The 19,073-nt window shown below is 51.5% G+C and carries 17 protein-coding genes and 3 pseudogenes; 12 read left to right on the forward strand and 8 right to left on the reverse strand.

The window, feature by feature from the left end:
- Window positions 1–1,166 (forward strand): annotated as a pseudogene (ahpF, locus tag LH51_RS14320) (alkyl hydroperoxide reductase subunit F); the annotation flags it as partial.
- 56 nt (window positions 1,167–1,222) lie between these two features.
- Here ahpF and LH51_RS20625 read toward each other — a convergent pair.
- The gene (locus tag LH51_RS20625; protein WP_144244284.1) at window positions 1,223–1,549 is read right to left on the reverse strand and encodes a hypothetical protein; all 327 of its coding nucleotides are present in this window, start codon (window positions 1,547–1,549) and stop codon (window positions 1,223–1,225) included.
- A gap of 220 nt (window positions 1,550–1,769) precedes the next feature.
- On the opposite strand from LH51_RS20625, the gene LH51_RS14330 reads away from it, so the two are divergent.
- The 9 genes and pseudogenes from LH51_RS14330 to LH51_RS14370 all read left to right on the forward strand — a co-directional run bounded on the left by LH51_RS14330 (window position 1,770) and on the right by LH51_RS14370 (window position 10,926).
- Window positions 1,770–2,135, forward strand: a complete 366-nt coding sequence (locus LH51_RS14330) for a glutaredoxin family protein (RefSeq protein WP_036523312.1) — start codon at window positions 1,770–1,772, stop codon at window positions 2,133–2,135.
- A 30-nt stretch (window positions 2,136–2,165) separates the two neighbouring features.
- Window positions 2,166–3,021, forward strand: a pseudogene (gene nfo / locus LH51_RS14335) (deoxyribonuclease IV).
- Between the two features lie 142 nt (window positions 3,022–3,163).
- Entirely contained in the window at window positions 3,164–5,998 is a 2,835-nt protein-coding gene (locus LH51_RS20135; RefSeq protein ID WP_200882011.1) for a bifunctional diguanylate cyclase/phosphodiesterase, read from the forward strand.
- Entirely contained in the window at window positions 5,995–6,639 is a 645-nt protein-coding gene (locus LH51_RS14345; RefSeq protein WP_036523316.1) for an NUDIX domain-containing protein, read from the forward strand. The genes LH51_RS20135 and LH51_RS14345 overlap by 4 nt, the downstream gene beginning before the upstream one ends.
- Complete coding sequence (locus LH51_RS14350; protein WP_036523319.1) at window positions 6,629–7,069, forward strand: DUF1249 domain-containing protein; 441 nt, start codon at window positions 6,629–6,631, stop codon at window positions 7,067–7,069. The genes LH51_RS14345 and LH51_RS14350 overlap by 11 nt, the downstream gene beginning before the upstream one ends.
- Window positions 7,066–7,827, forward strand: coding sequence for a metallophosphoesterase (locus LH51_RS14355; RefSeq protein WP_036523322.1), 762 nt, complete (start codon window positions 7,066–7,068; stop codon window positions 7,825–7,827). Before LH51_RS14350 ends, LH51_RS14355 begins: the two co-directional genes overlap by 4 nt.
- Window positions 7,827–8,468 (forward strand): YqiA/YcfP family alpha/beta fold hydrolase, encoded by a 642-nt coding sequence (locus LH51_RS14360; RefSeq protein WP_036523325.1) that lies wholly within the window; start codon window positions 7,827–7,829, stop codon window positions 8,466–8,468. The genes LH51_RS14355 and LH51_RS14360 overlap by 1 nt, the downstream gene beginning before the upstream one ends.
- A gap of 12 nt (window positions 8,469–8,480) precedes the next feature.
- Window positions 8,481–10,378, forward strand: a pseudogene (gene parE / locus LH51_RS14365) (DNA topoisomerase IV subunit B).
- 80 nt (window positions 10,379–10,458) lie between these two features.
- On the forward strand, window positions 10,459–10,926 hold the full coding sequence (locus tag LH51_RS14370; protein WP_036523328.1) for an LEA type 2 family protein: 468 nt from the start codon (window positions 10,459–10,461) through the stop codon (window positions 10,924–10,926).
- 12 nt (window positions 10,927–10,938) lie between these two features.
- Here LH51_RS14370 and LH51_RS20140 read toward each other — a convergent pair whose 3' ends face one another.
- Window positions 10,939–11,085 (reverse strand): entericidin A/B family lipoprotein, encoded by a 147-nt coding sequence (locus LH51_RS20140; RefSeq protein WP_081960836.1) that lies wholly within the window; start codon window positions 11,083–11,085, stop codon window positions 10,939–10,941.
- 118 nt (window positions 11,086–11,203) lie between these two features.
- Between LH51_RS20140 and LH51_RS14375 the strand changes: the two genes are divergently transcribed.
- On the forward strand, window positions 11,204–12,043 hold the full coding sequence (locus LH51_RS14375; RefSeq protein ID WP_036523331.1) for an NAD-dependent epimerase/dehydratase family protein: 840 nt from the start codon (window positions 11,204–11,206) through the stop codon (window positions 12,041–12,043).
- A gap of 105 nt (window positions 12,044–12,148) precedes the next feature.
- Complete coding sequence (locus LH51_RS14380) at window positions 12,149–12,658, forward strand: sulfurtransferase (RefSeq protein ID WP_200882012.1); 510 nt, start codon at window positions 12,149–12,151, stop codon at window positions 12,656–12,658.
- 28 nt (window positions 12,659–12,686) lie between these two features.
- On the opposite strand, the gene LH51_RS19445 is transcribed toward LH51_RS14380, so the two are convergent.
- From LH51_RS19445 to LH51_RS14410, 6 genes are all read right to left on the reverse strand, one after another.
- Window positions 12,687–13,613, reverse strand: a complete 927-nt coding sequence (locus LH51_RS19445) for a helix-turn-helix domain-containing protein (RefSeq protein ID WP_052063812.1) — start codon at window positions 13,611–13,613, stop codon at window positions 12,687–12,689.
- A 104-nt stretch (window positions 13,614–13,717) separates the two neighbouring features.
- Complete coding sequence (locus tag LH51_RS14390) at window positions 13,718–14,884, reverse strand: MFS transporter (RefSeq protein ID WP_036523334.1); 1,167 nt, start codon at window positions 14,882–14,884, stop codon at window positions 13,718–13,720.
- A gap of 176 nt (window positions 14,885–15,060) precedes the next feature.
- Entirely contained in the window at window positions 15,061–16,101 is a 1,041-nt protein-coding gene (locus tag LH51_RS14395) for a DUF2339 domain-containing protein (RefSeq protein WP_052063813.1), read from the reverse strand.
- Window positions 16,098–16,826 (reverse strand): hypothetical protein, encoded by a 729-nt coding sequence (locus LH51_RS19450; RefSeq protein WP_052063814.1) that lies wholly within the window; start codon window positions 16,824–16,826, stop codon window positions 16,098–16,100. Before LH51_RS19450 ends, LH51_RS14395 begins: the two co-directional genes overlap by 4 nt.
- Entirely contained in the window at window positions 16,826–17,383 is a 558-nt protein-coding gene (locus LH51_RS14400; protein ID WP_036523337.1) for a DUF2339 domain-containing protein, read from the reverse strand. Before LH51_RS14400 ends, LH51_RS19450 begins: the two co-directional genes overlap by 1 nt.
- Window positions 17,384–17,878: 495 nt before the next feature.
- Window positions 17,879–19,057, reverse strand: a complete 1,179-nt coding sequence (locus tag LH51_RS14410; protein WP_036523343.1) for a vWA domain-containing protein — start codon at window positions 19,055–19,057, stop codon at window positions 17,879–17,881.
- Window positions 19,058–19,073: the final 16 nt, after the last annotated feature.

Consider the following 19,073-nt stretch of genomic DNA (forward strand, 5'->3'; position numbering starts at 1 on the left):
GTGGTGCAGGCACTGAACCTGATGGCGGTGCTGAATCCGAACGTCACCAGTGTGATGATTGATGGTGCCTTGTTTCAGGATGAAGTGGCTGAGCGGGAAATCATGGCCGTTCCAACCGTGCTGCTAAATGGCAAGCCGTTTGGTCAGGGGCGTATGACACTGAAAGAGATTTTGAACAAAGTCGATTCAGGTGCAGACAAACGTGAAGCCGCCAGCCTGAACGAAAAAGAGCCTTACGATGTACTGATTGTCGGTGGTGGACCCGCCGGCGCAGCGGCAGCGATCTATGCGGCACGCAAAGGCATACGTACAGGTCTGGTTGCCGAGCGTTTCGGTGGACAGGTGATGGACACCGTAGGCATTGAAAACTTTATCTCGGTTAACTACACCGAGGGCCCGAAACTGGTTGCCAGTCTTGAGCAGCATGTTAAAGAGTATGAAGTCGACATTATGGACAATCAGCGTGCGCGCAAACTGCGCCGGGAAAAGCTGGTTGAAATCGACCTTGAAAATGGTGCCACGCTGAAAAGCAAGTCGGTCATTCTGGCTACGGGTGCGCGCTGGCGTGAAATGAACGTACCGGGTGAGCAGGAATACCGTGGTAAAGGCGTAGCCTATTGCCCACACTGTGACGGTCCGTTGTTTAAAGGCAAACGTGTCGCGGTTATTGGTGGCGGTAACTCCGGTATTGAAGCAGCTATCGACCTGGCCGGTATTGTTGAACATGTCACCGTGCTGGAATTTGGCGACACCCTGCGTGCTGACGCGGTGTTGCAGAAAAAAGCAGCTCCATGGCCAATATCACCATCATTAAGATGGCACAAACGACGCAAGTGCGTGGTGATGGCAAGAAAGTGATCGGTTTAACCTATAAAGACCGTAACGATGGACAGATGTACGATGTGGATGTGGCGGGTATCTTTGTACAGATCGGTCTGGTACCGAATACCGACTGGTTGAAAGATGATCTGCAATTGACACGTTTTGGTGAAATCGAAGTCAATTCACACGGAGAAACGCATCTTCCCGGTGTGTTTGCCGCCGGTGATGTAACCAATGTGCCTTATAAACAGATTATTATTGCCATGGGCAATGGCTCTGCAGCGGCGTTAGGTGCGTTTGATTATCTGATCCGCTCCTCAGTGGAAGACGAAGCCGCTGCCTGATTGTAACAGCGTTCCCCCCTTTATAGCCCGGTCGCCTAGTGCACCGGGTTTTTCTTTTAAAAGGGGTCAGTACCCTTTAGTGCCATGTTGGGGGCATCGGTTCGGTGTGACTCATGGTTTAGATCAGTGCCATGCTGGATGGTGGTATCGCTTTGGTGTGACGCGCTTTTCGTCATCCATGACCGCTCGGCTGCCGCTCTGACCGCCATGGACGGCGGAAATGCCGAAAATGCAGGAGCATTTTTCGGCCTTGGCGCCAGACGGTCACCCCAAAGCGATACCACCACCCCGCCGACAGCCCTGTGCCAGATTATATCGCACACGGATTTGGAGAAGACTGCAGGGGCAACGTATATACCAAACTCTGAAATAGTGCTTTTCAAACTTTCAGCGGGCACCCAAGCTTGTGAGGGCTGATGGGATCGGCTCTGGCTGACCCTGTGCGCCATGGAAGGCGCACGGGAGCCCCCAGGGATGGGTTTACGGCGTGTCAGACAGAGCCGATCCCATTAGCCCATTAGCCCAGAAAAGCTGGTTTGCCTGCTAACTCCACCAGATTCTGTTAAACTCAGCGCCTTTGATTTACAGCTAGGTGGGAAGGTTATGTTAGTAAAAGCGTTACGTAATGGCTTGGGAAATTTGATTATCTTTATCGACTTTATTACCCGCCCACGCAAGATGCCGCGTCCTGCTGAGCTGCAGGCTGAAGTTGACCAGGCTACACAGAAACTGGCGCTGTATCAGTTTCGTGCCTGTCCGTTTTGTGTGAAAACCCGTCGCACACTGCACCGACTGAATCTGAATGTGGCCGTACGTGATGCCAAAAATGATCCACAGGCACGTGAGGAACTGCAGCAGCAGGGTGGGAAGATTCAGGTGCCTTGCCTGCGGATTGAAGAAGCCGATCGGGTTACCTGGTTATATGAATCTGCTGCGATCAATACCTACCTTGAAGAGCGTTTCAGCTAACTGAGCCGATTCGTGATTAATTGACAGGAGATGCCTTTGAGTGAGTATTGGGTTGGTGCACATGTCAGTGCCTCTGGCGGTGTTGAAAATGCGCCTGAAAATGCACAGGCGATAGGAGCTAATGCCTTTGCTCTGTTCACCTAAAATCAGCGTCGCTGGGATGCCAAACCCTTAACTGAAACCAGTATCGCTGCTTTCAGGCAGCGCTGTGATCAGTATGCTTTCGCCCGGAGCAGATTCTTCCACATGATAGCTACCTGATTAATTTGGGGCATCCTGGTGCGGATGCTTTGGCTAAATCACGGGCTGCTTTCGTTGACGAAATGCAACGCTGTGAGCAGTTGGGGCTGGTTTGGTTGAACTTCCATCCCGGTAGCCATCTGCGTGAGATCAGTGAGTCGGAATGCCTCGCTCGTGTTGCGGAGTCGATCAATCTGGCGCTGGATCAGACTGATGGGGTGACGGCTGTCATAGAGCTACCGCTGGGCAGGGCAGTAATTTAGGCTATCGCTTCGAACATCTGGCGGAGATCATAGACCAGGTTGATGATAAGACCCGTATCGGTGTTTGTATCGATACCTGTCACATCTTTGCAGGCGGCTATGATTTGCGTACCCCCGAAGCCTGTGAGCAAACCTTTGCCGAGTTTGAAAAATTGGTGGGGTTTGCATATCTGAAAGCAATGCATCTGAATGATTCCAAGGGGAGCTTGAATAGCCGCATTGATCGACACCATTCGCTGGGGCAGGGCGAAATTGGGTGGTCGGTATTTAAGTACCTGATGCAGGACCCTCGCTTTCAACGTATGCCATTGATACTGGAAACCATTGAACCGGCGATCTGGCCAGAAGAAATTCAGCAGTTGCGGCATTTTTCAGCTGGCTGAGCCAAAAATCTTTCATCTGGTCAGCTTTGTTATAAAAGCTTATGATTTACAGTTTACGTCATTGCCGGTTAGTGAAGTATGCAGCTGTCAAAAAAAGTCCCGAACCTTACCGCGCCTGCATTTGGTAGGCACCCTGCTGATTGTGACACTGCTTACATTAATTCTGTCAGGTTTTTTCACCTGGCAGAAAATTGCCGAGCATAATGCATCCATTCAGCGTATCGAAGCGTCTTCCTTACTGCAGTTGCAAGAGCGTTTATGGCGCGAGATGCAAGCGGTCAAATCCTCTATTGTCTTTACTCATTCTCAGACTGAAACTCTGCTGCGCCAAGGTCTGGTTGAAATGGTGGATATGGCCTGGGATATGGCTAATGCACTTTATCAACAACAGCAGGGCTTGCAAACTGACGCTGACATACAAAGGCTAATTATTGAAACCCTGCGGCCATTACGTTTCTTTGATCAGCGTGGCTATTACTTTATTGATGAAATGAGTGGCCGGTTTGTACTCTTGCCTACAGCCCCGCATTTTGAAGGTCAGTTGCTACCCGATAATCAGGATGATACCGGTCATTTTATTATGCAGGGGCTGATTGATGCGGCTCGCCAGCCCGTCGGTGAAGGGTTTTCTTCCTATCGTTGGTATCGACCGGATAACCCGGATGCGATGGCGGATAAATTGGCGTATGTGCGTTATTTTGAACCCTATGACTGGTTGATTGGTGCCGGTGATTACACCTATGAATGGGAGTTGCTGCAGCAACAACAAATGATCAAACAGATACGTAACCGTCGTATAGGTGAAACGGGTTACACAGGCATCATCAATACAACCGGTCAGGTGTTATTATCGATTGACAGTGCGCACCTTGAACAGCAGGAATTTGAGAAACACGACAATCTGGAGCAGCAAGCGATCAGTCAGATGCTTGAAGTTGCTGAACAGGGTGGTGGTTTTATGCGCTACCTTTGGCCGGATCCCAATACCGGCAAGCCGTCATGGAAAATGGCCTTGGTGGAACCCGCTGATCACTGGGACTGGATTCTTATATCGACCATTTTTGAAGATGAAGTCAAGGGTATACTTCAGGATGAGGTGCAGGCCTTTAAGTCCATATCAACGCACTCCTGGCAAACCTACCTGATTGCGATAGTTTTTTCGTTGTTTGTCGCGTTAGTGGGTTCTTTGTTCTTTTCGCGCTGGTCATCCGGCTTATTCAAGGCTTACCACGCTGAACTGGATGCTCAGCAGAAGGCACTAAGCGAGAAAGCCATTGAGCTGAGCCGCAGTGAAAATAACCTCACGACCATATTGAATAGTGTCGAAGCGTATATTTTCATCAAGGATACCCACTATCGATACTCTTATGTTAACCGCAATATGGAAAAGTTGCTGGGCATGTCAGTTGAGCAGATATTGGGGCAGCAAGACAGCGCTTTTTTTGATGCCGATTCTGCCACACAAACAGCGGAAGATGATGCCAGAGTGATACTTCAGGAGCAGCGGGTGGCTACCGAAGAGGTGCGTACCCTGTGTTCTAATGGCAATAACCATGTCTTTATGACGGTGAAACTGCCTCTGCGTAGTGAGAACGGCAAAGTATACGGTCTTTGTGGTATTTCTACCGATATTACCGAGCGCAAGGCGATGGAGGATAAGATCCGTCATTTAGCCTTTTATGATGCCCTGACCGGATTGGCTAACCGACGCCTGCTGATTGATCGGTTGGAGTTGCAGCAACGACGTAATCAACGTAACCAGGAATATGGCGCGTTATTGTTTATTGATCTGGATAACTTTAAAACGCTCAACGATACGCTAGGTCACGATACAGGTGACCAGTTGCTGCAGCAGGTCGCCCACCGAGTGAGCTTTTGTGTCCGTGAGGAAGATACCGTAGCGCGTTTTGGTGGCGATGAGTTTGTGGTGATGCTGGGGAGTCTGAGTAGCAGTGAGCCTGATGCCGGAAGTGTTGCCCGCAAAGTGGCCGATAAAATACTCGAAACCCTGCGCCAGGAATATCGTTTTGAAGGTCAATCTCATTACAGTACGCCGAGCATTGGCATTACGCTGATTAATGGCAGTGTCGCAGCCGATGACTTACTCAAACAAGCTGATCTGGCGATGTATAAAGCCAAAGAGGCGGGTCGTAATCGCCTGTATTTCTATGACCCAGCCATGCAGGAAGCTATTTCATTGCGTGCACAGATGGAGTCTGAATTGCGTGTTGCCATAGAGCAGGAGCAGCTGTTGCTTTACTATCAGCCCCAGGTCAATGCGGCTGGCATAGTAACTGGTGCCGAAGCATTGGTTCGCTGGGAACATCCACAGCGAGGGTTAGTTGGTCCGGTTGAATTTATTCCTGTGGCTGAAGCATCTGGTTTGATTTTGCCTCTGGGTCATTGGGTACTGGAAGCAGCCTGCCAGCAATTGTCGGATTGGACAAAGCGAGAGCAGACACGTGATCTTACGCTGTCAGTGAATATCAGCACTCATCAGTTTAAACAAGCCGACTTTGTAGATGCACTACTGGCGTTGGTGGCGCAATATGCAATTAAGCCAGAAAGACTTAAACTGGAATTGACTGAAAGTCTGCTGATTGATGATATAGATTTCGCTATTGAGCGTATGCGCTTTCTGAAACAGCAGGGAATAGGTTTTGCGCTGGATGATTTTGGTACCGGCTACTCGTCGCTGGCCTATATCAAGCAGTTGCCTCTGGATCAGTTGAAGATTGATCGTTGCTTTATTGATGGCTTACCGTCTGATGCCAATGATGCAGCGATAACACGTATTATTATCAGTCTTGCCAGTGAGTTAAATCTCTGGGTTGTAGCAGAAGGCGTAGAAACCCAGGCACAACGCGACTTTTTACTTGATGTGAATTGTAGTGGTTTTCAAGGCTACTGGTATAGCCGCCCGGTATCGGCTGAAAGTTTTCTGCTCTATGTACTGGAACAGCAGGGGGAAACATGAAAAATTGGCAGCCAGCCTTTACGCAACAGGATGTAAGGGTTAAAGATGATCGCTGTGTATATAACGGTTTTTTTAAAATGCATCAGCTGCAGCTGCAGCATGCGCGTTTTGATGGTGAACAGGAAACTGTAACACGGGAAATTTTTCGCCGTGGTAATGCTGTTGCTGTGCTATTGCTGGACCCACAGCATGAAGAGCTGGTGTTGATAGAGCAGTTTCGTCCCGGTGCTTTAGCGGCTCCGGGTGGTCCCTGGTTGCTGGAACTGGTCGCGGGCATGATTGAAAGTGATGAGAGCGCCGTGGCTGTTGCTGAGCGGGAAACTCTGGAAGAAGCTGGCCTTGCCGTACAGTATCTGACCCCAATCATGGGGTATTTACCCAGCCCCGGTGGTATGGATGAATGGATTCATCTGCTGTATGGTTTTGTTGATGCCAGTGCCGCTGAAGGTTTGCATGGGCTGGCTGATGAAGGTGAAGATATTCGTGTGCTGCGACTCGCCGTTAACGACGTTTTTGAACTACTTGATGCTGGCCAGTTGAACAATGGTGCGATTATCATCGCGGTTCAGTGGCTTAAGCTTAACTACCCGAGTATCCGTGAACGCGGTGTTGGGTTAATCCAGAGAGACAATGAAGCGTAAATACGTACCCGACCTGACCCGCCAGATGGCGATTTGTCAGGGAAACTATGCCCGCCTGCTAAAACTGCTACCGCAGCAGCAGGCGATGTGCCGAGAATTCGACCTGTGTCACAATGCACAGCAGGTACGTGTGACCCTGCAAGTTGATGAAGTGTTTCGTTATACCAGCACGGTGATTATGCGCCAGTCACAGCCAGGTGGGTCGCGCTGGCTTGAAGCGCCAGAACTGGTGATCCGCCTTTACCATGATGCCGGTATGGCCGAGGTGATCTGTGCCCGCCGACGTCGTCAGCTCAGTGGTGTGTATGGTTACCCCAATCCGGATATGCACCAGCCGGATGAAAAGCATCAGTTGAACCTCTATCTGAGTGAATGGCTCAATCAGTGCCTGCGTTATGGCCAGGAACAGGAGCCGGTGCTGCTTTCATGAAGCCGGTATCTTTATTACAACTGAGTGATTGTCACCTGACCCCTCAGGCTGGTGAACTGTTTCGCGGGGTCGATCCTCGCCACACACTGCAGGCTGTAGTCAGACACCTTCGTCATTCACAGCGCCATTTTGATTTGTTGCTGCTCAGCGGAGATCTGGTACATCATGCTGATGCTGCGGTTTACCGGGAATTACTCGCGTTGCTGGCTCCTTTAGAGCTTCCCATCATCTGGTTTGCCGGCAATCATGACAATGTCCCGGCGATGCAGCAGGCGGCACCGCAGCTGTTTGCTGAGGTTACTCCTTTGCAGGACTGGCAGTTGATCTGCCTGGATTCTAATCATGAACCCGATGGCCGTGGCAGTGGTGCGGTATCGCCTGCAAGTCTGGAAGGTTTAGCGCTGCAGCTGCAAGCAACCATGGATACACCTACCCTGATTGCCCTGCACCACAATCCCTTACCCAGTGGCACCGATTGGCAGGACCAGATTATGCTCAGCAATGCGGATGCGTTTTGGGCCGTAATTGAACGGGCACCCCAGTGCAAAGCAGTGATCTGTGGTCACCTGCATCAGGCACTGAGCTGGCAGCGCCAGGGCGTGTGTGTGTGGTCATCACCCTCAACCGCTGCCCAGTTTCAACCGGATACCGCGGTGACTTTACCCGCCTACCGCTGGTATCAACTCTGGCCAGATGGGAGAATAGAGGCAGGGTGTGAAAGTGTCACATTGGACAATCAAGACAAGGACGCTCTCTGATGACAAACACCAGGCACAAACCGCTGCTGATCTATGTGCACGGCTTTAACAGCTCACCGGACTCATGGAAAGCGCAACAACTCAAGAGTCTGCTGTCAGCCGCCGATTCGCCTGCAGATCTGCTGGTACCCAGCTTGTCTCACTGGCCAGCCGAAGCGGTTCGTCAGTTAGGCTTGCTGATCGATGCCGCCTGGGATCGTGACATTACCCTGATTGGTAGTTCGCTAGGTGGTTTTTACAGCACCTGGTTGACCGAACAGAACCCGCGATTACGCAGTGTGTTGGTGAATCCAGCTGTTAATCCGGATCGTCTGCTGGCGGACTGGCTGGGCGAAAATGAAAATATCTATACCCATGAGCGCTACCATCTGACCCGTGAGCACCTGAAGCAATTGCAGGCGCTGCGTGTCGAGCAACTGCAAGATCCTTCACGTTATCTGTTGCTGGTGCAAACGGCGGATGAAACCCTGGATTACCGTGAGGCGGTAGAAAAATACCAACAGGCGGTGCACTATGTGCAACCAGGGGGCAGTCACGGCTTTGAGGCGTTTGATAGACTGATTCCGGCTGTAGTGGCTTTTGCCCAAGGGCGTGTCGAGTTACCGCCCCTTATCTCTTTACCTGAAGTAGTCGAAGGTTAAACAGGAAAACGCATGACCAAACAATATAATGCCGATGCGATTGAAGTTCTCAGTGGTCTTGATCCGGTCAAACGTCGACCGGGGATGTACACCGAAACCGATAGACCTAACCATCTGGCTCAGGAAGTTATCGATACTCCGTAGATGAGGCCTTGGCTGGCCATGCCAAAGAAATTGATGTGGTGCTGCACGAAGATGGCTCACTGTCGGTCAGCGATGATGGTCGCGGCATGCCGGTGGATATTCACCCTGAAGAGGGCGTGAGCGGGGTGGAATTGATTCTCACCCGGCTGCATGCCGGGGGTAAGTTCAATAACGACAACTACAGCTTTTCCGGTGGTCTTCATGGTGTGGGTGTGTCTGTGGTTAACGCCCTGTCAAAACTCCTGCATGTAGAGATACGCCGTGACGGACAGGTGCACCGGATCGGCTTTGCTGATGGTGAAAAAGTCTCTGATCTGGAAGTGATCGGCAGCTGTGGCAAGCGCAATACCGGTACAACGGTTCGCTTCACCCCGGACCCTAAATACTTCGACAGCCCAAAATTCAGCCTGACGCGCCTGAAGCATAATCTGCGTGCCAAAGCGGTATTGTGTCCTGGCCTGAAAGTCAGCTTCACTGATATGAGCAGCGGCAAAAAAGAGCAGGAAGTCTGGCTCTATGAAGCCGGGCTGGAATCCTATCTTACAGGCACCACTCAGGTATGGGAAACTCTGCCGGAAGAGCCGTTTACCGGCAGCCTGACCGGTCAGGAAGATGCTGTAGACTGGGCGTTGCAGTGGCTGGTGGATGGCGGGGAAATTACCGCCGAAAGCTATGTCAACCTGATCCCGACGGCTCAGGGCGGCACCCACGTCAATGGTTTGCGTACCGGTCTGCTGGAAGCCATGCGTGAGTTCTGTGAGATACGTAATCTGTTACCCCGTGGCGTCAAGCTGGCCCCTGACGATATCTGGGACAGGTGTTGTTACATACTGTCGGCGAAAATGCGTGATGCGCAGTTTTCCGGGCAAACCAAAGAGCGTCTTTCATCCCGTGGTATTGCGGCGTTTATCTCCGGTGCGGTAAAAGATGCCTTCTCCCTGTGGCTGAACAAGCATGTGGAAGAGGGTGAAAAGATCGCTGAGCTGGTGATCAATAATGCCCAGAAGCGCATGCGCAGCAACAAAAAAGTGGTGCGTAAAAAGATCACCCAAGGGCCAGCGTTGCCGGGTAAGCTGGCCGACTGCTCCGGTGCGGATACGGATCGTTCCGAACTGTTTCTGGTGGAAGGGGACTCCGCTGGCGGCTCAGCCAAGCAAGCACGTAACCGTGAGTTTCAGGCAATTATGCCCCTGCGCGGTAAAATCCTGAATACCTGGGAGGTGGACTCGTCCGAAGTGCTCGCCTCGCAAGAGATTCATGATATCTCTGTCGCCATCGGCGTAGATCCTGGCTCAGACAAACTGGAGGGCTTGCGCTATAACAAAATCTGTATTCTCGCCGATGCCGACTCCGACGGTCTGCACATCGCCACACTCCTGTGTGCGTTGTTTGTACAGCATTTCCGTCCGCTGGTCGAAGCCGGACATATCTATGTCGCTATGCCGCCTCTCTACCGTATCGATGTTGCTAAAGAGGTGTTTTACGCCCTGGACGAAGAGGAGCGTGATGCCATCATTGACCGTATTCGGGCTGAACGCCGTAATGCCAAAATCGGCGTACAGCGTTTCAAAGGCTTGGGTGAAATGAACCCGTTGCAACTGCGTGAAACCACCATGTCACCAGATACCCGCCGACTTGTGCAGCTAACACTGGATTCGACCGACGGCACCATGGAGTTGATGGATATGCTGTTGGCAAAAAAACGCTCTGGAGATCGCAAGACCTGGTTGGAAAGTAAAGGGAATCTGGCTGAGGTGGTGGTTTAGTCGGTAGCTCTGTTCAGCTAAGGCTCATCCGTCAGATGTTCTTATAAATACAGGTTTGTCTGTAAACAAAGGAATGCAGGATGAGAAAAATATATCAGCTCGTTGGTTTGTTGGTTGTGCTGCTGGGGCTGAATGCCTGCGCAGCACTGTCTGGTAATTATGAAAAACCCCAGGTCAATATCACCTCATTTACGCTGGCGCCCAATACAGTAGGCGTTGCACCGCGTTTCGACATTGGCATACAGATCATTAACCCCAACCGTTCCGCGTTGCCCTTTCGTGGCATGACCTACGCGGTTGAAATAGAAGGGTATCGTATTCTCAGTGGCGCTACGCCGGATATTCCGACGGTACCGGCCTATGGCCAGGCAGATTTCGTGATACAGGCCAGTCCGGATCTGTTTGGCAGTGCGCGGCTATTGGGTGACCTGTTCAGCAACACTCAACGCCAAAGTCTTAATTACAGTTTTAACGCCCGGCTGGATGCCGGACGCCTGTTGCCGATGATCAATATTGAAGAAACTGGACAGCTAAAACTGACGCCTTGATTGGTTTTTTGATCAGTTGCGTCCGACGCGTTCAATTTTTTCACCGCCACGCTTGATATCTTTGCCCAGCCCTTCAACGGTATTACAGCCAGTCAGGGTCAGGCTGCTGAATAGCAACACGCTTAAAGTGAGCGTCATCAGGGCGTATTTTCTGGTCATGGTTCTGGCTTCCGATTCAATGTTAATCTGATGATTTGGCTTAATAATAACATGGCTTGCACCAAGGGGTGATAGTGAAATTTACCCTCTGTGGCTGTCTGCAAAAGGAGCATGACGCATGGCTGAAACACTATTGATGGTAGGGTTGGGCGACTTGGGCAGTCGTATTGCCCGACTGGGCGTCAAGGCTGGAAACCGCGTGGTAGGCATGCGTCGTGGTAACCAGGCACCCGCCGATATTGAACTCTGGCAACAGGATGCGGCATTACCCTGGGCTGGCTCTAGCCTGATACCGGATGATGTGGTGTTGTGCATATCGCCATCCGGATCAGGTGCTGAGGCCTATCGCCGGGCTTATCTGGCAGTAGCGCAGCAGGCCGCAGACTGGTTGCGCCGAGAGGCTCCGCAAGCGCATGTCTGGTTGATCTCCTCTACTGGTGTTTACGGGCAGCAGCAGGGTGAGTGGGTCGATGAAGATGCGCTCATAGATCCCCAGCGGGAAACGGCGCGAGTACTGGTTGACGCTGAAAACTTTTGGCTTAAACAGTCGCAGCCTGTGACCTTGCTGCGTCCATCGGGTCTCTATGGGCCTGGACGGGAATTCATGCTGCGACAGGCTCGAACCGGCATCTTGCCGGATTCTGATCAACCGGTGTACACCAATCGCATTCATATTGATGATGCCGCCAGGGCGGTAACCCACCTGATTCAGCGGCGCCGTCAGGGCCTGGATACAGCCGCAGCTTATAACCTGACAGATACCTGTCCGGTCGCTCTCCATGACCTGTTGCATTGGTTGCATGGGCAGATGGGAATAGATGATGTAGTAGAGCAGCCAATGCAACGCCCGAGTAAGCGGGTTAGTCATCAGCGTTTAAAGGATACCGGGTTTACCTGGCATTACCCCAGTTTTCGCGAAGGCTATGCGGAGATGTTGCTCAGCACTTCACCGAGTTGATGCTATCTGGTTGCTTGCGGGCATATAGGCTAAAGCATGCATTGCCCGAAGGCCTGTAATCTACTAATATTAATATATTCTAATTTATAACCAGGGAATATATCGATGCGAACCCTTCTTGCTACAGCGGCTTTGTCTGTGTTGCTTTCCACTCCAGTGCTGGCCATGGGCCTGACGCCTGAAGAAACCTATGCTCTGAAGCAGGAGCAAGGTGATCAAATACTGTTTATTGATGTTCGCGATCCGGTAGAGGTCATGTTTATTGGCTCAACCGATGTCGTGGATGCCAATATTCCGTTTATGCAGGTTGATCGCTATGACTGGGATGCAGAAAATAATCGCTTTCGCATGTCGGTGAACCCGAATTTTGCGGCCGAAGTTGAAGCTCTGCTGGAAGCACGTGGGCTGGATAAAAGTGCGCAGGTGATCACCATGTGCCGTTCCGGCAGTGAGCGCGGTGAGCCCAGCGCACTTTATTTGCAAGAGCAAGGCTTTAGTAATACCGACTATGTCATCAATGGCTTTCAGGCGGCTCAGCCAAAGAAGGTCCACAGTCAGGTATGCGTGTGGTCAATGGCTGGCAGAACAGCGGCCTGCCCTGGGGCAGCCGCATGAATGCTGAAAAAATTTACCGCAGTCAGCGTTAATTTATTAGCCGATAACGGTATTGATTTGGGCTGATTCCCTGCAGAATAGAAAACACTTTTGAAAATCGAGAAGCACTACTAAATCCACATTGCTCAGCAATGATGGAAATAGGAAAGTCAGTGTTTCTCAGTAGATCAATGGCGTGCTCTATTCTGCATCTCAATACATATTGATGCGGGGTGGTCCGGAAGGATTCCTTGAACGCCCTGGCAAAATGATACTTGCTCAAGCTGGCCCGGCCAGCAAGCGCCTCCAGTGAAAGTTCGTTGCCAATATTATCATTGATATAGTCAATCAGGTTATGCTGGCGGGTTAAGCTCAGCGTCGGCAATCGACTGCTAGTCTCAGCGTTTAATTGGCAATAACGTTTTAAAATGTAGGTAGAGAAGGTGTCGATTAGTTGCTCAATGTACAGGAGCGATGAATTACAGGGGCTTTTTAATTCCTGCTTAAGTTCACCGGCTAACCCAAGCATCAATGAGTCCTGAATGTTCATTCTATGATCTAATTGCAGAGAAGAAGCATGGGTAGAAAACATTTCCAGGGCTTTAGATTGAAGTTTTCCTGGTGTTATATGGATTCGGAAAATCGATGGGGTCTGGGTTGAGTGGCTTGTAACTGAGCGCCAGCTGATACTGTTTTCATTGGCAGGAGCAATGTACCAGTCATGGGTTCGCTTGGTGTATTTTCTCCATAAACCCTGGTTATACTGATATTCACCCTGCTCTTGTGCGGATTCATATAATACAAATTGATGATCTGTGGTAGCAGGTCGGTTACTTTCAATAAATGCGTTAGGCTGGGTATGCCAGCCAACAAAGCAACCATCCAGGCTGAAGCCGCTGGAGCTTAGAAGAAGCTTCCCCGGAATAGAGCGAATGTAGTCGCATCCCTGTACTAACTCAGTGCTGCTTGAAGCCATTGCTGTGCCTTAATTGCTGACTGAATAACAAATGAGCATAAACAGGAAGTAGAACAAACACAAACTGGCCAGTTAATCCAATCAACAAAAACTAATGATAAAAATCAACGTTTATAGGCCGTTGTGCTAATTAAAAAGGATGCGAAACACAAAGCTGATGCAGCCACTAATAAGGTGTTAAAAGACCCGATATCATACATCAGCCCGAAGGTTATACCGGCTACCATAGTGCCGCTATAGGCTACGGCGCTGTATATCCCCAACAACCTTACTCTCTGGTTCTGATCAAGCTGGGTTAGAATTGATACCAGGCAGTTAAGTCCGAGCTGGTTGGCAAAACCCCAGATAAAGCACCCGGCAAGCAACAACCAGTAACTCGTTGCCAGAAGAACAAAAGACAGGTAAATCAGTGTCAGGCTGAACAGGGTTGGTTTAATGAGTTTTTGCGGCGTGTGTTCATCCAGTCGCTTCCCGGTCAGTCCAGCCACTCCGAAGCCTACTCCATAAGCCAGCACCGTTAGGCCAGAAAAAAAGGTGGAATAGTGCAACGTCAATTGAACATGACTTCCCAAAAAGGTAAAAACGCCATAGAAGCTGACCATGTAAAGAAAGCAGATCAGAAAGGTTGGCAGGGAAGCGGGTAGCGTGAATGCAGAGCGTAATGACGTTGGTTCTGTTCTGTTGCCAGTCTCATGCTTGGGTAGCCACAAAAAACCCAAGGTTGCGGCCAGACTCAAACCACTGACTAAGAAATAAGCATAGCGCCATGACAGCAAGTCAGCGATAAATGCACTCAACGGCACGCCAGCGACCATGGCTAAAGACCAACCCGTTATGACCTTTCCTAAGGTGGCAGACTCTTTTCCTTTAGGTGAGATTACGGCGGTCATAGAGTAGAGCGTCGGTAGCATTATGCCTGCACCCAATCCAGCAATGGCCTGACTCACTACTAGCATTTGCCAGTTCCACGCCAGGCCTGTAGAGGCAATGCCGCCTGTGAGCACCGCTCCAGATAGCATAAGGGCTGTTTTATACCCAAACCTTTGCACATACCCGGTAAGGAATAGTCCGGTTAAGGCCAGTGTCCCTCCATAAGCCGCTACAGCGCGTGCCGTTTCACCAACGCTTGAGCTTAGACTGGCGCTGATGTCGTGCATCACTGGGCTCATTAGAAAAGCATTAGAGCCAACGACGCTTACGCCCAGTAATAGAACAAGGGTCTGAATAATGAAATGATGATTAGCCTCGTGTGAAGACTCCAAGCGGGTCATGATCTATCTCCTACTGGCTAATCCAAAGACTCTTGAAACTAGGAAGCTTCATTGTTCAGTAACCGGTTTTATTCCTCTATATTGTCTCCAATAATCTACATCACTCAGCTGGAAAATAGCTGTCAGATCTTGCTGTATTCTTGTCAGAATTTGCGCAATCTGCGTTGATTTTATTTTTACGGATCTGTCGGTGTGGATGCGTCCGCAGGCTGGCTGACAGTCGCCCTGCGGACGCCCAGCCACTGATGCATAAACGCCAGACCCAGTAAGCACAGGCCCAATCCCATAAACGAGGCCACTCGCAGCAGGCCGGTCAGGTCGGACATGTCGATCAGGAAGATTTTGGCAATGGTGATCAATAGCAGCAGCATGCCCGTCTGATACAGACGTATCCATTGGCGTAGTGACCCCAACAGCATGGCACTCGCCGCCATGAGTAGCCAGACCAGGGAATAGCTGTATAACTCACCACTTTGCATCGGCAGAACAGTCGACAGACTGCCCTGCCACAGGTGACGAACCTCCAGGGTAACAAAAATCCAGCTGCCGACGCCGGCCAGTCCCCAGAAAACTGTGCGGTATTCCTGTAGATACCAGCGAGCAGCCAGCACAAACACCAGTACCGGAGCCGCATAGGCCAGCAGCAGGCCGTTAAATACGGGCGTGCTGCTGAGGCTGATCTGTGGATTGAACAGCGGGTTGAGCCAACTGAGTAGTAGCAGATAGTTAAGTACGGCGGCCAGCAACAACAGACGCGAGGCGAACAGGCAGAGCCTGCGGGTATTCTCAGCCATGCCGCTGCGGTAGTAATACACCAGTCCGAGCGCTCCCCAAATCAGGGTGTTGAAGGCCGCTTCGGTGAAGCTGTAGTGGTGTACAAAGAGTGCGCCATCATGCAGCCAGTAGCGCAGCAGCATCGCCAGGAAAAGTACCAGCAGATGCAGGCTGGCTCCTTCCAGCCAGCGTGCTAACTTGTCCTGGTGATTGATTCGGCTGGCAATCAGCACCAGTAGCAGGCAACCGCCATAACTGAGCAGGGATGTATCATACTGCTGCAACACCCAGGGTTGCAGGGTCAGGCGAGCCAGAATCAGCATGATCAGGGCTTTCATTACCCCGCTTAGCAGCGGATCGGGATGTTGTTGGTGTAGCCAGGCCAGTGAAACCACCTGAGCCGCCAGTGCCAGTGTCAGGGTGGCCGGTTCCAGCAGTATCACGGCGGCAAGGGAGTAGCCAGGTGACCGGCAAAGATCAGCCAGCTACGGCTGCGATCCTGCTTCGCCCGCAGTTGTGCACGGCCAATATAGGCCAGGCCACATAACAGAGATGCGGCGCTCCAGAACCAGTCTTGTAACAGATCACCGGCCAGTTGCCAGGCCAGTGCCAGTGCGATCAGCGGGGCGAGTATGCCCAAGGACAGTACCAGTGCCGGGTAGCGGCAGTGGCTGCGTAGTTGCCAGAAGGCGTGTGCACAAAAGGCCAGGGTCCAGAATAACAGTAACTGCAATAGTAGCGGTTGCTGCTCTGGCGGCAGGGAGCTGAACCTCAATTGCATCTGCCAGCCTGAATGCAGGTGCGCGGCAATCAGACTGGAGAAGAGTAACACGGCTGTGCACCAGGGCAGGAGTTTCAGGCTTTCATTGAAACGGCTGGCAAACAGCAACAGCAACAACAGCGGTGACCAGTACCACAGCGCCGATTGCCAATCGGGGTGCAGGGCAATACTGATTGCCTGTGCCAGGGTGATCAATACCAGGCCGATGAACAGGCGTTGCTGAGCATCGCTATCAAAGCGCAGAAAGGCTCTGACTGAACGGCGTTTGGGTTGATCTGCAATGGCGTGCATCAGGCGGACGTTAAGAGCAGGAATACTGAGAAACAGATAGGCACTCAAGGTCAGATAGAGTCCGGTCCACTCCAGTGAACGACCACTGAGCTGCACTAACCACCACCAGCTAAGGCTCCCGCCAGTGTGAGTGCAAATAGCCAGCTTTTCTGAACATAGCGCTGCAGAACCAGTGACGATCCGGTAATGATCAACACATAGATCAGCACGGGTAGCAGATCACTGCCGCTGCTGCCCAGCATCAGGGGTACCAGGTAGGCACCGGTAATACCGATTAACGCCAGAACCGGACCATGCCAGACGGCCAGCAGCATGCTGCCCAGAGAGACCAAAGCCAGCAGGGCAAATACCAGCATCGGCGGCCAGAGTTGATACAGATGCAGTGCTGACAGGATGACACTGTAGAGCACCACGCTGGCACCCCCTGCCAGTGCCGCAACAGCGGTATAGACGGTCTGCGTTTTACGTCTGAGCCATTCGGCGGCGACCAGTAATCCCAGACCTAACAGAATACCGAGCAGAATCCTGGCCTGCGGCCCCAGCAAGCCTTGTTCAATCGAATAACGCGCGAGGAAAATACCAGATAAGCCCACACACAAGCCTCCCAGCCAGACCATCCAGTTGGCTTTGAGCGACGATTGTACGGCCGTCACCGTGTCTTCTGCTTGTTTAACCTGTGTCTGTGTCTGTGGTTTAGGCTTCGCAGGCCGGCCCCCCAAGGGTCAGTGGGTTGTGCTGCGGACTCAGGAGCTAGCGTATCGAAGTCAGCGTCCTGGTCGGTAGCTGTTTCAGGGGGGGGAGCTGTGGCTGTCTGCCTTGCCATGACCCTGGCGCTAAGATTACGGCTTGGATCCGCTTGCGTGTCAGCCTGACTGTTCTGTGGTTTGGCTGGCGGCTGCCCCCGAGTGGCATTCTCAGTTGGACGCTGGTTTTCCAGCTCGGCTAAGGTGCGCTGAATCTTTCTCAGGGTGAAGAAGTTGGTCCAACTCAATACGATACTGGAGAGGATTAATAAAAAAAAACACTACTGCCACGAACAACCATGCATCAAACATAGCTCAACCGCTTCCCTAAGGTTTATCAAAGGCCTAACTCTAGAAGGCTTGTCGCTTAACTGCAAGACTGAGTAAACAACTGTTTGCTCTGGCTCAGGTTTTACTCAGATGGCGCATAGCGGCATCCAGGCCTTCCAGCGTCATTGGAAACATACGCTGTTGCACCAGTTGCTGCATCATGCCAATCGATTGGGTGTAGGGCCAGTATTGCTGGGGCACGGGATTGAGCCAGACCAAACCTGGCCAGGTATCGGTCACGCGTTGCATCCAGGTTTTTCCTGCCTCTGTGTTCATATGCTCAACACTGCCGCCTGGTACGGCGATTTCATAGGGTGACATGGAGGCATCACCAACAAAAATGACCTTGTAGTCCTGAGCGTATTTATGCAACAGGTCCAGTGTGGCGGTGCGTTCATTGAAACGTCGCCGGTTATCTTTCCACACAGATTCGTACAGGCAGTTATGAAAATAGAAGTGTTCCAGATGCTTAAACTCAGTACGACAGGCGCTGAACAGCGCTTCGATCAGGCTGATATGATCATCCATGGAGCCGCCGATGTCGAGGAACAGCAGGACTTTGACGGCATTGTGTTTTTGCCGCACCATTTTCAGATCCAGATGCCCGGCATTTCTGGCGGTAGCACGAATAGTGCCTTCAAGGTCCAGCTCTTCTTCAGCCCCGGTGCGGGCAAATTTGCGCAGGCGTTTCAGCGCCACCTGAATATTGCGGTTTTCCAGATTTTGCTGATCATCCAGATTGCGGAACTCGCGTTTTTCCCAGACCTTAACCCCGCGGCGGTGTGTGGATTTGCCACCAATACGAATCCCTTCAGGGTTGTAACCGCCATGGCCAAAGGGTGAGGTACCGCCGGTACCAACCCATTTATTACCACCGGCATGACGGCCCTGCTGTTCTTCCAGACGCTGCTTCAGTGTGTCCAGCAGCTTGTCCAGGCTGCCGAGGCTCTGCAGTTCAGCCTTATCGGCTTCGCTCAGGTATCGCTCGAAGGTCTGGCGCAGCCAGTCATCCGGAATCAGCTGTTCCACACTGGTGTCTAACTGGCCTATTCCCTTGAAGTAACGGGAGAAGGCCAGATCAAAGCGATCATAGTATTTTTCATCCTTGACCAGACAGGTACGTGCCAGCAAGTAAAAACCATCCAGATCGGCAAAGGCCAGATCAGCCTCCAGTGCGCGGATAAGATCCAGCAGCTCTCTGGGTGTGACGGGAATTTTGGCCGCACGTACGGCTTGAAAAAAATCGATCAGCATCGTATTTCCTTAGGCT

Origin of the sequence: Nitrincola sp. A-D6, assembly GCF_000764495.1 — a bacterium.
Classification (GTDB): domain Bacteria; phylum Pseudomonadota; class Gammaproteobacteria; order Pseudomonadales; family Balneatricaceae; genus Nitrincola.

Coding starts and splice junctions, on each gene's coding strand:
- LH51_RS14330 (WP_036523312.1), top strand. CDS start 1,770: ATGTTAGTAAAAGCGTTACGTAATGGCTTGGGAAATTTGATTATCTTT.
- LH51_RS14345 (WP_036523316.1), top strand. CDS start 5,995: ATGAAAAATTGGCAGCCAGCCTTTACGCAACAGGATGTAAGGGTTAAA.
- LH51_RS14350 (WP_036523319.1), top strand. CDS start 6,629: ATGAAGCGTAAATACGTACCCGACCTGACCCGCCAGATGGCGATTTGT.
- LH51_RS14355 (WP_036523322.1), top strand. CDS start 7,066: ATGAAGCCGGTATCTTTATTACAACTGAGTGATTGTCACCTGACCCCT.
- LH51_RS14360 (WP_036523325.1), top strand. CDS start 7,827: ATGACAAACACCAGGCACAAACCGCTGCTGATCTATGTGCACGGCTTT.
- LH51_RS14370 (WP_036523328.1), top strand. CDS start 10,459: ATGAGAAAAATATATCAGCTCGTTGGTTTGTTGGTTGTGCTGCTGGGG.
- LH51_RS20140 (WP_081960836.1), bottom strand. CDS start 11,085: ATGACCAGAAAATACGCCCTGATGACGCTCACTTTAAGCGTGTTGCTA.
- LH51_RS14375 (WP_036523331.1), top strand. CDS start 11,204: ATGGCTGAAACACTATTGATGGTAGGGTTGGGCGACTTGGGCAGTCGT.
- LH51_RS14380 (WP_200882012.1), top strand. CDS start 12,149: ATGCGAACCCTTCTTGCTACAGCGGCTTTGTCTGTGTTGCTTTCCACT.
- LH51_RS19445 (WP_052063812.1), bottom strand. CDS start 13,613: ATGGCTTCAAGCAGCACTGAGTTAGTACAGGGATGCGACTACATTCGC.
- LH51_RS14390 (WP_036523334.1), bottom strand. CDS start 14,884: ATGACCCGCTTGGAGTCTTCACACGAGGCTAATCATCATTTCATTATT.
- LH51_RS14410 (WP_036523343.1), bottom strand. CDS start 19,057: ATGCTGATCGATTTTTTTCAAGCCGTACGTGCGGCCAAAATTCCCGTC.